The sequence below is a fragment of the Shewanella sp. 1CM18E genome (genome assembly GCF_023161665.1).
Classification (GTDB): domain Bacteria; phylum Pseudomonadota; class Gammaproteobacteria; order Enterobacterales; family Shewanellaceae; genus Shewanella.
In genome coordinates, this window is the sequence record NZ_JALNTW010000008.1 from 163,937 (window position 1) to 178,862 (window position 14,926).

The following is a 14,926-nucleotide window of genomic DNA, read 5'->3' on the forward strand; positions in this document are numbered from 1 at the left end:
TGTACTCTCAATGATTCAATGAATTTTCGCGCCGAACTTTATCATATTTATTGTGATATTGCCCTAAAAACCGTTGCTATTTTGGCCTTTGACAAATATTTTTCACACTCGATTTGCTCATCAGATATAAAGGCTGTGCTTTTGCCTGCATTTGCTGCAGTTGCGCAATACGTTGACCATGAGATGGATGGGTAGAAAGTAGCTCCGGCCCCAGCTCTCCGCCGGCTTTTGACATGTTCTGCCAAAGGTCGACACTTGCAGCGGGATCAAAACCCGCCTTTGCCATCAGTTCAACCCCAATAACATCCGCCTCAGACTCTTGGCTGCGACCATAAGGCAGGATGTACCCCACCTGCACACCTAAGCCTAGCGCAGCCATATACAGATCTTTATCAGCAATGCCGCCTGCGCCTAAGGCAATATCCGCCAGTTGCATACCTGCACCTGTCATTTGTGCGCGCGATACCTGCTCATTACTGTGGTTGGCAAGCACGTGGGCAATTTCATGACCTATTACTGTTGCAAGTTGGTCTGAGTCAGTAGCCACATCAAGTAGGCCTGTATATACGCCAATATGGCCACCTGGCAGCGCAAAGGCATTAACTTGTTCAGATTCAAATACAACCACTTCCCATGGCAAGCTCTGATCAGGTAAAGCATCGGTCACTCTGTTAGCCACACAATTAACATAGGCATTGACTGCTTTATCTTGGCTGACTTTTTCTTGTTGTTTGATTTGTGCAAATGAAGACTCACCAAGCTGCGACATCTCTTGAGACGAAAACAGCAGCGTTTGCCCACGTCCAGTTGGTGATTGATGTGTTGCGCAGCCGGTAAACAACAAGGCACCAAGTAATAACAATATTGTTTTCATACAGGCATATTCCTTATTACGCTGATTGGTATTACAGAGACTTTTTATCCCCAGATAAAAGGCTGTATAAAATACAGATAATAAAAAGCCCCGCTATTGCGAGGCTTAAATTATATACTGAACCGAATCAGTTTTAGCTATTCAGATCTTGAAAAAACTTCTTCACACCATCGAAGAAACCTTCAGCTTTCGGGCTGTGCTTCTTTGATTGGCCGGTTAATGTCTCTTCAAATTCACGCAATAGCTCTTTTTGACGCTCATTAAGGTTAACAGGTGTTTCCATCACAACCTTACATAGCAAGTCACCAACCGCATGGCTGCGAACAGACTTAACGCCTTTACCGCGCATACGGAACATACGACCGGTTTGGGTTTCAGCAGGGATCTTAAGATTAACTTTGCCGTCAAGTGTTGGCACTTCAATCTCGCCGCCTAAAGCAGCTTTACTGAACGAGATTGGCACTTCGCAATAAAGATTATTGCCATCACGCTGGAAGATTGCATGCTCACGTACGCTAACTTGTACGTATAGGTCGCCAGGAGGAGCGCCGTACTCGCCCGCTTCACCTTCGCCAGATAGACGAATGCGATCGCCAGTATCAACACCTGCTGGGATCTTAACAGAAAGCGTCTTGCTCTTTTCAACACGGCCTTCGCCATGACACTTGTTACAAGGATCTTTGATGATCTTGCCACGGCCATGACAGGTAGGACAGGCTTGCTGCACCGCGAAGAAACCTTGACGCATCTGTACTTGGCCTTGGCCATGGCAGGTACCACAAGTTGTAGGCGTAGTGCCTTTTTTAGCGCCGCTACCGTCACAAACATCACAAGCTGCAAGCGTAGGAATGCGCAGTTCTTTAGTTAAACCACGCACCGCTTCTTCAAGAGACAGCTCAAGGTTATAACGTAAATCGCTTCCGCGAGCCGCTTGACGTTGACCACCACGGCGTCCACCGCCGAAGATATCACCAAATACATCACCGAAAACGTCGCCAAAATCGGCGCCGCCACCGAATCCACCGCCACCACGGTTAGGATCAACGCCAGCATGACCAAACTGATCATACGCCGCTTTTTTATCGCCGTCGGTTAGGATTTCGTAAGCTTCTTTAGCTTCTTTAAAGTTAGCTTCGGCTTCTTTGTCACCCGGATTACGGTCTGGGTGGAATTTCATTGCTAAACGCTTGTAAGCTTTCTTAATTTCGCGTTCGCTGGCGTCACGTCCGACACCTAATACTTCGTAATAATCGCGCTTTGACATAGTGTTTTATTTTCTTTGCTAAAGTTGCACAAACGGGCGTTAGAGTTTCCTCGTAACGCCCGCTACAATAATTTAGGAGTTACCCGTCATTATTTTTTGTCGTCTTTAACTTCTTCAAACTCAGCGTCAACTACGTCGTCATCTTGCTTAGCAGCTTTTGCTTCGCCTTCTGGTTGACCTTGTTGTGCTTGCGCTTTAGCTTGAGCGATTTCCATTAACTTAGCAGACGCTTCCATTAGCTCTTGAGTTGCTTTTTCAATCGCTTCTTTGTCATTGCCTTTAGCAGCAGTTTCAACGTTAGCCATTGCAGCTTCAATCTTTTCTTTTTCGTCAGCTGGCAGTGCTTCGCCTGCTTCTTCGATTTGCTTCTTAGTGCCGTGAACCATGCCATCTGCTTGGTTACGAGCAGTCACTAGCTCTTCGAATTTAGCATCTTCGTCAGCGTGTGCTTCAGCGTCACGAACCATAGCTTCAACTTCTTCATCACTTAAACCTGAAGAGGCTTTAATAGTGATGTTTTGTGCTTTACCCGTCTTCTTGTCTGTAGCTGATACATGCAAGATACCGTCAGCATCGATGTCGAAAGCAACTTCAATTTGTGGCATGCCACGTGGAGCTGGCTCGATACCTTCTAGGTTGAATTGACCTAGAGACTTGTTACCGCTTGATTGCTTACGCTCACCTTGAAGTACGTGAATTGTCACAGCGCTTTGGTTGTCGTCAGCAGTCGAGAATGTTTGTGAAGCTTTAGTCGGGATAGTGGTGTTCTTCTCGATAAGCTTAGTCATTACGCTACCCATAGTCTCAATACCTAGAGATAGTGGAGTAACGTCTAGTAGCAATACGTCTTTAACGTCGCCAGATAGTACGCCCGCTTGAACCGCAGCACCGATAGCAACTGCTTCGTCTGGGTTAACGTCTTGACGTAGTTCTTTACCGAAGAATGCAGAAACTTCTTCACGTACTTTAGGCATACGTGTCTGACCACCAACAAGGATTACCTCGTTTACATCAGATACAGATAGGTCAGCATCAGCTAGAGCAACTTTTAGTGGCTCTAAAGAACGTTTGATCAAATCTTCAACTAGTGACTCAAGTTTTGCACGAGTGATTTTAACCACTAAGTGCTTAGGACCTGTTGCATCAGCTGTGATGTATGGCAGGTTAACTTCAGTTTGGCTAGTGCTTGATAGTTCGATCTTGGCTTTTTCTGCAGCTTCTTTTAGACGCTGCATAGCTAGTGGATCGTTACGTAGGTCTAGACCTTGCTCTTTTTTGAACTCGTCTGCAAGATACTTGATCATACGGTTATCGAAGTCTTCACCACCTAAGTGAGTGTCACCGTTTGTTGCAAGTACTTCGAAAGTTTGCTCGCCATCAACGCTGTCGATTTCGATAATTGAGATATCGAATGTACCACCACCTAAGTCGTAAACAGCAACGATGTTGTCGCCTTGCTTCTTATCGATACCGTAAGCTAGTGCAGCAGCTGTTGGCTCGTTGATGATACGCTTAACTTCAAGACCAGCGATACGACCCGCATCTTTAGTAGCTTGACGTTGTGAATCGTTAAAGTATGCAGGAACAGTAATAACCGCTTCTGTTACTTCTTCACCTAAGTAATCTTCTGCAGTCTTTTTCATCTTCTTTAAGATTTCAGCAGAGATTTGTGGTGGAGCCATTTTCTTGCCTTGGGCTTCAACCCATGCGTCGCCGTTGTCAGCACCGATGATTTTGAATGGCATAATATCAACGTCACGTTGAACTTCGTCATCTTTAAAACGACGACCAATAAGACGCTTAATAGCAAATACTGTGTTAGTTGGGTTTGTTACCGCCTGACGCTTTGCAGATTGACCAACTAAAGTTTCATCAGCAGTGTATGCGATGATTGAGGGTGTAGTACGATCGCCTTCAGCATTCTCCAATACGCGCGCTTTGTCGCCATCTAATACTGCAACACAAGAGTTAGTTGTGCCTAAATCGATACCAATAATTCTACCCATGGAGTCCTCCGAAAAACTTTTAAAAACTAAATTTGTTATCTGGTTTATGAAGTGGGGACAGACCGAATGCTTTTCAAGTCTTTTTATCACCCTAAATCTTCTCTTACCCCCTATATTGGGACGTTTAAGATGATTACAAGGGAGAATTATAAAAATTATCTGAAGTGTGCATTAATTTGATCTCGCGCGTTGTGCCGAAACCTTACAAATACGTATAATGAATACAATCTATGAGGTAGCACATTGCAGAGTGACTCTGACAATGAGCTGAGTCGTTATCTCGCTGTAAGAGAAGTAAACATTGAAATCATCCCATCAAGCTTATGCTTTCGGCATTGGAGCCATATTTTTATGGTCTACTGTTGCCACAGCATTTAAGTTAGCACTAGCTCACTACACGCCATTGCAATTGGTTTTTGTAGCTGTCACGACTTCTATTGTCGCCCTCGGCGCCATTTTAGTTGCCCAAAAAAAATTGCCACTGATTAAGCAGCAGTTTACTGCTCGGCCTTGGTTTTACCTGCAAACCGGTTTATTAAACCCATTCTTGTATTATCTGGTGTTATTTAAAGCCTATGACTTATTGCCTGCCCAGCAAGCATTGTCACTCAACTACACCTGGGCAATTTTATTACCGCTGCTTTCTGTGCCACTACTTGGCCAAAAGTTACGTAAAAGCGATATTACTGCAGCTCTTGTTGCTTACTGTGGGGTATTTTTTATCGCCACTAAAGGCAACATAAGTGGGTTTCAGTTTGAAAGTATGACAGGGGTGGTTCTGGCATTAACCAGTACCCTGCTTTGGTCTCTCTATTGGATAGTGAACACTAAGGACAAGGGCGACCCAGTTGTCAGCCTATTACTAAGCTTTTTAGTTGGCTTACCTTTTATCGTTGTTGCACTCCTAATGACTCAGTCGATGCCTAGCTTAGATATGAAAGCATTATTTGCAGGCGTATACGTTGGCTTGTTCGAAATGGGTGTGACCTTTGTGCTTTGGCTAATTGCACTAAAGAAAGCAGAGCGTACAGCAAGTATCAGTACGCTGGTGTTTATCACTCCAGTTATGTCGATTGGTTTTATTGCCTGGGTACTACAAGAAAGTATTGAGAAATCGACTTATGTTGGCCTTGGTCTCATTATTCTCGCATTAGCACTGCAGCAAATACTGCCTAAAGTTGGCCAATGGCGAACTAAAAAGCGTATAGCTCACTAGTTCTAAGTAAAATAAATTTAAAGCCGGCTTATTTAAGCCGGCTTATTTAAGCCGGCTTTTTTTATAACTAAAACCACTATGAATACATAGTGCGCCAATGAAAATACACTAGACAGTGCTCAATAAGCTGCAACTTAAGTACATTTTACTCGTCGCTATTTGTAAATGCCCCTCAATAACTGTATAAAAAGACAACGTAACCAAATGGATATTAGTTATGTATAGTAAACTGACCCAATCATTTTTGTTCTTTAAACAGCCAAGAGTCATTACTGTCATTAGGATAGGCGCGATGATTTGCGCGGTGATGATACTGCTCAATGAGCTAGAACAAGCACGTTCATCTACATGGTACTTTGCTTGTCTTTATTGCTTCTTTTTGATCCCGTCCATTTACCTAAGCAGCAATTACCAACATCAGTTTTTTACCCAAATGAGTGAGTTTATTGCACCTTTAAAGTATTACACTAGCGCTATGGCGGCGATTTGTTTGGGCATTTATATTCACCAAGTGATTAGCTTTGACCTAACTATTTTTCCAGCTTTTCCTCATTAAGCGAATAAACTAACTTCAACTAAGTTATTGACATAAAAAAGCCGCATTAAGCGGCTTTGTATTGTTGAGCAAAATACCGATCCAATTAACGAACCGTATAATCGCCCCAAGCTAACCATTTGTATGTGGTTAGTGCTTCTAGTCCCATAGGGCCGCGTGCATGTAGCTTTTGCGTACTAACAGCAACTTCAGCACCTAAACCGAACTCACCACCGTCAGTAAAACGCGTGCTAGCGTTAACATAAACGGCGGCAGAATCGACCGCATTCATAAAATCGCTTGCGGTATGGATATTGTCAGTCAAAATTGACTCTGAGTGACCACTTGAGAAAGTTCGAATATGCGCAACTGCTTCATCAAGATCAGCAACGACTTTTACACCTAGTGTTAATGACAACCACTCAGTCGCAAATGTCTCTTCATTGGCAGGGTTAACTTCAATGCCAACGCTAGTGAGTAGACCCTGAGTTTGTTCACAGCCATAAAACTGCACGCCTAAACCACTTAAGTGCTTAGCAAGAGCTGGAATAAACTCTGCAGCCTGACTTTGGTGGATTAGCACGGTATCCAATGCATTACACACTGTTGGGCGTTGCACTTTAGCGTTTTCAATAACCGCAATGGCTTTTTCTAGGTTCGCCTCAGCATCAACATAGATATGACAAATACCAATACCACCCAAGATCACTGGGATGGTCGCTTGTTCAGCACATAGACGCTGCAGGTTCTGGCCACCGCGTGGCACGATCATATCCACGTACTTATCTAACTTTAATAAACCCGATACTAAACTTCTATCAGGGTTATCAATCAACTGTACGCAATTTTCAGGTAAGCCCTGTTCAATCATCGCAGAGCGGATAACTTTACATAACGCCTTATTAGACGCTAACGTCTCTTTACCGCCACGCAAGATCACCGCATTACCGGTTTTAAGCGCCAATACGGCAATATCAACCGTGACATTCGGGCGGGCTTCGTAAATCACACCAATTACGCCAAGTGGCACACGGCGACGTGATAAACGTAAGCCGTTATCTAGCAAGCGACTATCGATTTCACTGCCAACAGGATCGGTCAATCCAATCACATTGTCGATATCGCCAATCACGCCCATAAGTCTGCTTTCATCAAGCAGCAAGCGGTCAATCATGGCATCGGATAGGCCATTTTCTTTTGCATTAGCAACGTCTTGCTGATTTGCGCTAACGATTTCAGCTTTTGCATCTGTTAATTTTGCCGCAATACAGCGTAATAATGCTGACTTTTGCTGACCTGATAAATTCGCTAAAGCATAACTTGCTTGCTTAGCGTTTTGGCCTAAAGCCGTTAAGTATTCGTTGTTGTTCATAACACCACCATGTCGTTACGATGAATAATTGCATCACCGTAGTCATAGCCAAGCATATCTTCGATATTGTTTGAGTGCTTGCCTACCATTTTATCTACATCAACTGAGCCATATCGGCTCATGCCTTTGCCGTGTACCTTGCCTTTACCGTCAGTAAACTCAATAGTATCACCGCGTTGAAATAGTCCTTTAACTTCGACAATTCCCTTTGACAATAAACTACGACCTTTCTTAGTCACTTCCGCTATGGCGCCAGTATCTAATATTACTTGCCCTTGCACTTTAGGACCTGCAAGGATCCACTGTTTACGGCATTCAAGTGGATGCTCAAGCGCAGTGAAGTGGGTCCCCACTGGGTTTGAGCACACAGCTTTTTGAATCACATCTTTATGTTTGCCAGAAGCAATAACCACTTCAACTCCTGCGCGCCGCGCAATATCAGCCGCTTCAAGTTTTGTCGCCATCCCCCCCGTACCGAGTCCAGACACCGCGCCACCAGCAAGTTTACGCAAACTGTCATCGATATTTTCGACTTCAGTAATTAACTTGGCATTGGGGTCGGTTCGCGGATCGGCGTCAAACAAACCTGTTTGATCTGTCAGCAAAATCAACAGGTCGGCATCACACAATAAGGCGGCTCGAGCTGATAAATTATCGTTGTCACCAACCTTAATTTCTTCCGTTGCTACAGCATCGTTCTCATTAACGACGGGAATAATACCTCTTTTTAGCAAAGCATTGAGGTAATCTCGCGCATTTAGATAACGCTCACGGTCGTATAAATCAGCTTGGGTTAATAACAGCTGACCAACGTGTAACCCATAAATACTGAATAGTTGCGACCAAGCGAGGATCAGTTGGCTCTGCCCTACTGCAGCAAGCATCTGCTTACTGGCAATGGTATCTGGCAATTCCGGGTAGCCTAAATGCTCTTTACCTGCAGCTATCGCCCCCGAAGTACATAGGACAACTTCTATTCCGGCTTCTATTAAGCCAGCCATTTGTCTTGTTAACTCCACCATGTGCGCTTTATCTAGCTTTAAACTGCCTGATGTCAGCACACTGGTCCCTAATTTAACCACTACTCTGCGGTAGCCGCTTTCACTTAAATTCATTTTCCCCACTAATAAAATTACATTTCGTTAACGTTATACCCAATCTAGCCCTAAATTGATAGCGAGTTACAAAAAATGCATAAAAATTCATGAGTAGATTTGAGCATAACTAATGTCATTTACAGTGAAAAAATAAGCTTAGTTATGAAAAATAAGTAAATAGTGGCTATAGACCAATTTAAATGAGTTAAAAGCGCAAACAAGTTACTTCGATTACTTTAGTCAATTTTATGCAAAATAAAGCATGCAATTTACTGTATTCAATCTTGGTGTTAACACCCGCATAGAGCAACTTAGCCTTGAACAAGGCTAAGTTGCTGCAGTAGATCACTTCGGCTCAAGTACTGAATATCAAGCTAGGTATTTGCTCAGCCGTATATTTTGCAAATACAACGGCTAAACTTTGCTATGCTTGAGCAACTCAAAGCTTGGGTTAAAGTACAACCATGTCGTTACGATGCACTACGGCATCTCCGTAATCGTAACCTAATACTTCTTCAATACTGTCTGAATGTTTACCAGCGATCTTATCGACATCAATCGAGCCATAACGACTCATGCCTTTGGCGTAAACCTTGCCTTTGGCATCGATTAACTCAATGGTATCACCACGTAAAAACTCACCGTTGACCTTGATAATACCTTTAGAAAGTAAACTTCTACCCTTTTCAGTAACAGCAGTAATGGCGCCAACATCAAGCTCTACCTGACCACGGGCTTTAGGGCCAGCTAAAATCCACTGTTTACGGCTTTCTAACGGGTGTTCCAGCGCAGTAAAGTGAGTACCTACAGGCTTTTTACACACCACATTTTGAATCACATCTTTATGATGACCAGAGGCAATAACGACTTCAATACCGGCACGGCGCGCAATATCAGCCGCTTCAAGCTTAGTGGCCATACCGCCCGTGCCAAGGCCAGAAACCGCACCACCCGCAAGCATACGCAAACTATCATCAATCTTTTCAACTTCAGTAATTAACTTAGCGTCTGGATTTTTACGAGGATCGGCATCAAACAGACCTTTTTGGTCAGTCAATAAGATAAGTAGATCAGCATCGCACAATAGCGCTGCACGTGCAGATAGGTTGTCGTTGTCGCCTACTTTGATTTCAGCGGTAGCTACTGCATCGTTCTCGTTAATAATTGGAATAATCCCATTATTAAGTAACGCATTAAGTGAGTCACGAGCGTTAAGGTAACGCTCACGATCGTGCAGATCGGCTCGAGTTAATAATAACTGACCTACGTGTAGATCATAGATACTAAAAAGTTGCGACCAAGCAAGAATTAATTGGCTTTGACCAACAGCAGCAAGTAGCTGTTTGCTGGCAATGGTATCGGGGAGTTTGGGGTAACTTAAGTGCTCTTTACCTGCGGCAATCGCTCCAGAAGTACATAATACAACTTCAACGCCTGCTTTCATTAAGCAAGCCATTTGTCTTGCCAACTCAACCATGTGTGCTCTATCTAACTTCAAGCTGCCAGATGTCAGTACACTTGTTCCCAATTTTACCACTACGCGGCGGTAGCCAATCTCACTTAAGTTCATTATTTGCTGACTAAATTACATTGAATAAAACCTTATACCCAATATAGGTTTGAAATGGTAGTAAGCACCAACAAAGAAACTAAAAAAAATACCTGTTTTAGCGAGATCTCATATTATTTAGGCAAGAATTAGCACAAGCATTAAGTTTAGTGCGATATTTTTTAATAGATATAACAGAAAAGCCACACTCAGTGTGGCTTTCTTTATTCGTTTCATCGAGATTAACTTAGCGTATATCGAAGCCGAAAATAGCCTCAAAACTCACATCGATAACCTTAGTCCTCTCCAACTTAATAAGCTTAAGTAAACTTACCCATAAATGAATTTAGCGACAAATAGCGCCGCTAAAATCACAACGCCAATACTTAAATCTTTATAGCGGCCACTCATCAGCTTTATCACCGCGTATGAAATAAAGCCCATCGCGATCCCTGTGGCGATAGAGAAGGTTAATGGCATTAAAATGCACACCACAACAACAGGCGCAGCCTCAGTAATATCTTCCCACTCTACTTGCACTAGACCTGACATCATCAAAATGGCCACATAGAACAAGGTGCCGGCAGTTGCGTAAGCAGGTACCATTCCCGCTAGTGGCGAGATAAATAGCGCACCTAAAAACAGTAAACCAACCACAACTGCTGTTAGACCAGTACGACCACCCGCACTCACTCCCGCTGTACTTTCTACATAACTGGTTGTGGTTGACGTACCAAGCATAGCGCCGGCAATAGTTGCCGTACTATCAGCAGTTAAGGCACGGTTTAAGCGTGGTAAACGCCCTTTATCATCCAAAAAACCACCGCGCTGTGCGACCGCAACCAAAGTGCCAGAGGTATCAAATAAATCGACAAATAAAAATGCAAAAACCACAGAGAGCATGCTGATTTCAAGCACACCAGATAGGTCCATCTGCATAAAAGTTGGCATAATTGACGGCGGCGCAGACACAATGCCTTGGTACTGCACATCACCAAATAGCACGCCCAACAATGTAATCGCGAGTATGCTAATCACCACAGCAGATTTCATACCGTGATGCACCATAGCAATAATTAAAAAGAAACCTAACGCCGCCATGACAGCAGGAAACGCAGTGATATCACCCATGGTTACTAAAGTTGCTGGGCTAGTAACCACAATCCCTGCACTTTTAAGGCCGAGTAGCGCCAAGAACAAACCTATACCTGCAGCAATGCCGACTCTTAATGACATTGGAATACTGTTAACTATCCATTCGCGAATACGCACAAGCGATAAAACTAAAAAGCAAATACCAGATAGGAATACAGCACCTAAAGCAGTCTCCCATGAGTAGCCCATCTCACCGACTACGGTATAAGTGAAGAAGGCGTTAAGCCCCATTCCTGGTGCAAGTGCAATTGGATAATTAGCCACTAACCCCATCACCAAGCAACCGATAGCGGCAGCTAAACAGGTCGCCACAAAAACCGCGCCGTGATCCATCCCCGCATCGGCCAACATCATAGGGTTAACGAAAATGATATACGCCATAGTGAGAAAGGTAGTTAAGCCTGCGACTACTTCTTGTTTTAGCGTTGTTTGATTCTGTTTTAATTTGAATAATTTTTCTAACATGGAACTAAGTCCCTTGGATTTTATTATATTGATTTGTAGGGTGTATTTATTGCTAATCTCAGTAAGACTTTTCTAGTTAGCAAACAATCGATGTTTAGCGCTCAATTAGTCTAGGTTAACAAGGTACGAATATAGATGTGTACGAAAGTTGTTCAAAACATACATTCAGCAGGGATTATACGGAGGGTTAAGGTCAGAGACCAGTAATTTCAAACACATGTTTGTTTTTGAGTTTACCAACTCACGAGGGGGTCTGATTTAGCTTAAGCCAGATTTAGTCAGCTTCAGTTGGGTGATTGTTTTGTTGTTAATAACAATTGGGAACGGTCGAGTTTTCGACGAGAAAGTTAGACTGGGTCTAACAACTAAGCGTTGAAGCAATCAAACTTCGTTTGATAAAAGGTCGAGGGCTGAAAGTTAGACTACGTCTAACAACTAAAGTCGCGGCGCTTCGCCAGCACCCAAGAGGCTATACAACATAGTCATAATGTTATTTTTAGGTTTAGAGTGACATCCAACAACAGTGGTTCCAATGGCCTGCGGCCAGCGCATGTGCAGACACTTCTGAGACACGCAGCAAGTACGTCCCTGTAAGCTCTACGATGGCATCCATGCCATCAAAGGCCTCAGCCGTATCTACACCGAGTTAGAAAAGCACAACCTGTGGAATATAGAGTTACGGCTAAAGCTCTAGCTCGTTATTGGATAAAAACACGTTAGAGTATCAGGTCCATCGCCAGTGACTTAGATGAGAAAAAGTAGCTCAATTTATCTAATTGGCTACGACCCCTTTATGGTTGGCATCATGTCTCAAATTGCTAGGCTAACGCTTCAAGAACCGGCGGCAGCTTTATCGCCGTCCGAGTTACTTGACTTGTTAACTGTTGAATTACGAGTGGATTTAATTACGTCTTTATGAACAGATTGGCTAGATACAAACAAGACAGCCACTCCGCCAATAACAATATAAATATCAATGCCTCCAATGAGCTCTTTAACATAAGGAAAGAAAGGGCTAACAGCTAAAGCAATACCGCAAACAATACCACTTGAGTTTAATATTGAGCTGATTAGGACAGCATTATTAGCCTCTTTACCTGATCGCCAGCAACGGAAAAGATAGATACACATCATCAATGCAGCAAGGACAACCGAAGGGATCAAAATGGCCTTATCCATTATCTTTATCTCCCTTATTTTTAGAATCGTTAGCAACTTCTCCTAAAACAGCACCAACTATCCCACCAAAGATTGCACCTACTGGGCCACCAATAGAAGCACCAAAAATAGCTCCTCCAATTGCCGCACCTGTTGTTCGAGTGTTCTCTTCTTCGGTTCTATCTTTTTTATCTTTATCGTCGCTCAATTTATACTCCATTATTTATCAAGACCGCTTCAAGCACCGGCGACTTTATCGCCGTCTGTGTTGCTTGACTTGTTAGGGATTTTGTCTCGCTTACTCATGAATAGACTCGTTTGTATAAGCTCTTGTACTTGCAGGCTAATATCGTCATTGGTAGGCCAATCAATAGTTCCACCTTCTTTAACAGCTTCCATTTTTCTTTCATACTGCTGTTTGAGGTTCCTGATATTGCTTAGGAGTGAGCTCCACTCTAAAAGGTATTCACTCGAAATTTCAGCTGCAACCGGAGTTAGGCTTAAAAGAGTGTCGTAATTCTGATGCACAGTCTCAAGGAGCATTTTTGTATGCAATGGGCCAACTTTGCTTTTGGGAGTATTAATTGTTGAGTAAGTTGACCTACAAAAATCTTCAAGTTCGTCCATTGGAGCGCTATATTTAGCATGCTTATCCCAAGCGAAAGGATTTGCAGACTTAAACACATCCAGCAATAAGCAGGAGTGCATTTCCAAGCTCTTTCTCAACTCCTCCTTTCTATCTAGCTCAATCTGTTTCTCCGTGTCAGAAAGGGATTTACTTCTCTCGTGTGAAAGTGAGTTTAGAAATAGACCTAAAATCATAACACCAAAGAACGCCTGAGAAGATACGACTATTTTCCCAATATCTGTTGTCGGCGTAATATCTCCAAATCCTAGCGTAGTAATAGTCACCAAACTTAGGTAAGCACTATCGACCCAAGACTCCGGCAACCCTAAAGCGCATTGAAAAGTAAGATAAATTACAAAGTAAGCTACTACAAAAACAATATATGCCCACCCATAGATTTTCGGCTTTTGCTCTATCAATTTATCTACCATCGTGAATTTATATCCTGATCCCTAACGCTCACGGCAGCGGCGCAGCTTTGCAGCCTCACACCTGTCTGTCCGTGCTTGTTAACTGAGTGACGTATCATTCATATCGGTTTATTACGAAACCATCTTTTTCATACGTCTCTGTATGGCAAAAGCCAAGTTTTAAAAGCAGCTTATTTGAAGCTACGTTTTCTTCTACGACTTCTCCTATAATTTTTTTGAGACCCAGCACTTCACGCGCGTAAGTAAGAGCTGCGCCCACTGCTTCAGTTCCAAGACCCTGTCCCCAGTACTTGGATAGCATACGGTAGCCTATGTCAGGACAACCAAGTTCTGGCTCATATTTAACACCACAGAAACCTATTACCTTTTTGTCATCCTTGTGGACAAGGGCATAGCGGGCATAACCATACCTTTTGTATTCTGCCAGCCATACGTTTCTGATTATACTTTCAGCATCTGCCTTACTTTTTATGACGCCGGCGTCCCCAGTGAACTGCATAACATCAGAGCAAGTCGAGAACTCATAAACAGCATCAACGTCCTCCAATGTGAATTGTCGCATCTGAAGGCGATTTGTTTCGATAAGAATTGTGATAATGACACCTCTGAGTTCAGTTAACAGCTCATTATCCTGCGTCTCGGATAAATCCCTGCTCTTCATTAAAAGAGTGTCAAAGCTAGCAATGTAAACCATTGATGTAAATAGGTTAACCTACTGATGTTAACAAGATGGTTGAATGTACTATCCCCATAAAGTAATGCAGAACATTTATCGGGTCTCTTGTAAGATTAAAGCGGAAATCTAACCATAAAGGGGTCGGAGCGAATAAGCGATAGATACGGATAATGAACTAGCCCTTATAGACATTACTCCGGATCACCAGAATTATGCTTGGCTAGCCGAGTGCAGATACGGCTGAAGCCGTCGAAAACAAGGATGTTTTCGTTGAGCCTACACGGATGTACTAGCGGCGAGCTTCAGCAGTATCTGCACATACGCCCGCGGCAGGCGATTGATAACTATGAAGCTGAAACTCATAACTGGCTATCAGATAGCGCTCCCCAAAAAAATGTAATCAGCCTTCATTCAAAGGCTAACTCACTTTGGTGCATTTCCAAGTTAGATCCAAAAACGATTAGCCCTACATGTGATCAACCTTCATTCGAAGGCTAACC

At 43.2% G+C, this 14,926-nt stretch carries 13 protein-coding genes; 2 read left to right on the top strand and 11 right to left on the bottom strand.

Annotated elements, in window-relative coordinates; all coding sequences use genetic code 11:
* Positions 1-76: 76 nt before the first annotated feature.
* From MSG37_RS12550 to dnaK, 3 genes are all read right to left on the bottom strand, one after another.
* Positions 77-874 carry a M48 family metallopeptidase gene (locus tag MSG37_RS12550; RefSeq protein WP_248470999.1) on the bottom strand — a complete coding sequence of 266 codons (798 nt, stop codon included), beginning with the start codon at positions 872-874 and terminating at the stop codon, positions 77-79.
* Between the two features lie 133 nt (positions 875-1,007).
* Positions 1,008-2,138, bottom strand: coding sequence for a molecular chaperone DnaJ (dnaJ, locus tag MSG37_RS12555; RefSeq protein WP_248471000.1), 1,131 nt, complete (start codon positions 2,136-2,138; stop codon positions 1,008-1,010).
* An 89-nt stretch (positions 2,139-2,227) separates the two neighbouring features.
* On the bottom strand, positions 2,228-4,144 hold the full coding sequence (dnaK, locus tag MSG37_RS12560) for a molecular chaperone DnaK (protein ID WP_248471001.1): 1,917 nt from the start codon (positions 4,142-4,144) through the stop codon (positions 2,228-2,230).
* Between the two features lie 301 nt (positions 4,145-4,445).
* On the opposite strand from dnaK, the gene MSG37_RS12565 reads away from it, so the two are divergent.
* Together MSG37_RS12565 and MSG37_RS12570 are read left to right on the top strand one after the other, a co-directional pair.
* Positions 4,446-5,360: a DMT family transporter gene (locus tag MSG37_RS12565; protein ID WP_248471002.1), complete on the top strand. Its 915-nt coding sequence runs from the start codon at positions 4,446-4,448 to the stop codon at positions 5,358-5,360.
* 217 nt (positions 5,361-5,577) lie between these two features.
* The gene (locus MSG37_RS12570; RefSeq protein ID WP_248471003.1) at positions 5,578-5,916 is read left to right on the top strand and encodes a hypothetical protein; all 339 of its coding nucleotides are present in this window, start codon (positions 5,578-5,580) and stop codon (positions 5,914-5,916) included.
* A gap of 85 nt (positions 5,917-6,001) precedes the next feature.
* Here MSG37_RS12570 and MSG37_RS12575 read toward each other — a convergent pair whose 3' ends face one another.
* The 8 genes from MSG37_RS12575 to MSG37_RS12610 all read right to left on the bottom strand — a co-directional run bounded on the left by MSG37_RS12575 (position 6,002) and on the right by MSG37_RS12610 (position 14,411).
* Complete coding sequence (locus tag MSG37_RS12575) at positions 6,002-7,267, bottom strand: glutamate-5-semialdehyde dehydrogenase (protein WP_248471004.1); 1,266 nt, start codon at positions 7,265-7,267, stop codon at positions 6,002-6,004.
* Positions 7,264-8,382: a glutamate 5-kinase gene (proB, locus tag MSG37_RS12580; RefSeq protein ID WP_220783351.1), complete on the bottom strand. Its 1,119-nt coding sequence runs from the start codon at positions 8,380-8,382 to the stop codon at positions 7,264-7,266. The genes MSG37_RS12575 and proB (MSG37_RS12580) overlap by 4 nt, the downstream gene beginning before the upstream one ends.
* Positions 8,383-8,815: 433 nt before the next feature.
* The gene (proB, locus tag MSG37_RS12585; RefSeq protein WP_248471005.1) at positions 8,816-9,934 is read right to left on the bottom strand and encodes a glutamate 5-kinase; all 1,119 of its coding nucleotides are present in this window, start codon (positions 9,932-9,934) and stop codon (positions 8,816-8,818) included.
* A gap of 309 nt (positions 9,935-10,243) precedes the next feature.
* The gene (locus tag MSG37_RS12590) at positions 10,244-11,533 is read right to left on the bottom strand and encodes an NCS2 family permease (protein ID WP_248471006.1); all 1,290 of its coding nucleotides are present in this window, start codon (positions 11,531-11,533) and stop codon (positions 10,244-10,246) included.
* 831 nt (positions 11,534-12,364) lie between these two features.
* Positions 12,365-12,712 carry a threonyl-tRNA synthetase gene (locus tag MSG37_RS12595; protein WP_248471007.1) on the bottom strand — a complete coding sequence of 116 codons (348 nt, stop codon included), beginning with the start codon at positions 12,710-12,712 and terminating at the stop codon, positions 12,365-12,367.
* Positions 12,705-12,899 (bottom strand): DUF456 domain-containing protein, encoded by a 195-nt coding sequence (locus MSG37_RS12600; RefSeq protein WP_248471008.1) that lies wholly within the window; start codon positions 12,897-12,899, stop codon positions 12,705-12,707. The genes MSG37_RS12595 and MSG37_RS12600 overlap by 8 nt, the downstream gene beginning before the upstream one ends.
* Before the next feature lie 29 nt (positions 12,900-12,928).
* Positions 12,929-13,750 (bottom strand): potassium channel family protein, encoded by an 822-nt coding sequence (locus MSG37_RS12605; RefSeq protein ID WP_248471009.1) that lies wholly within the window; start codon positions 13,748-13,750, stop codon positions 12,929-12,931.
* A 94-nt stretch (positions 13,751-13,844) separates the two neighbouring features.
* Entirely contained in the window at positions 13,845-14,411 is a 567-nt protein-coding gene (locus MSG37_RS12610) for a GNAT family N-acetyltransferase (RefSeq protein WP_248471010.1), read from the bottom strand.
* Positions 14,412-14,926: the final 515 nt, after the last annotated feature.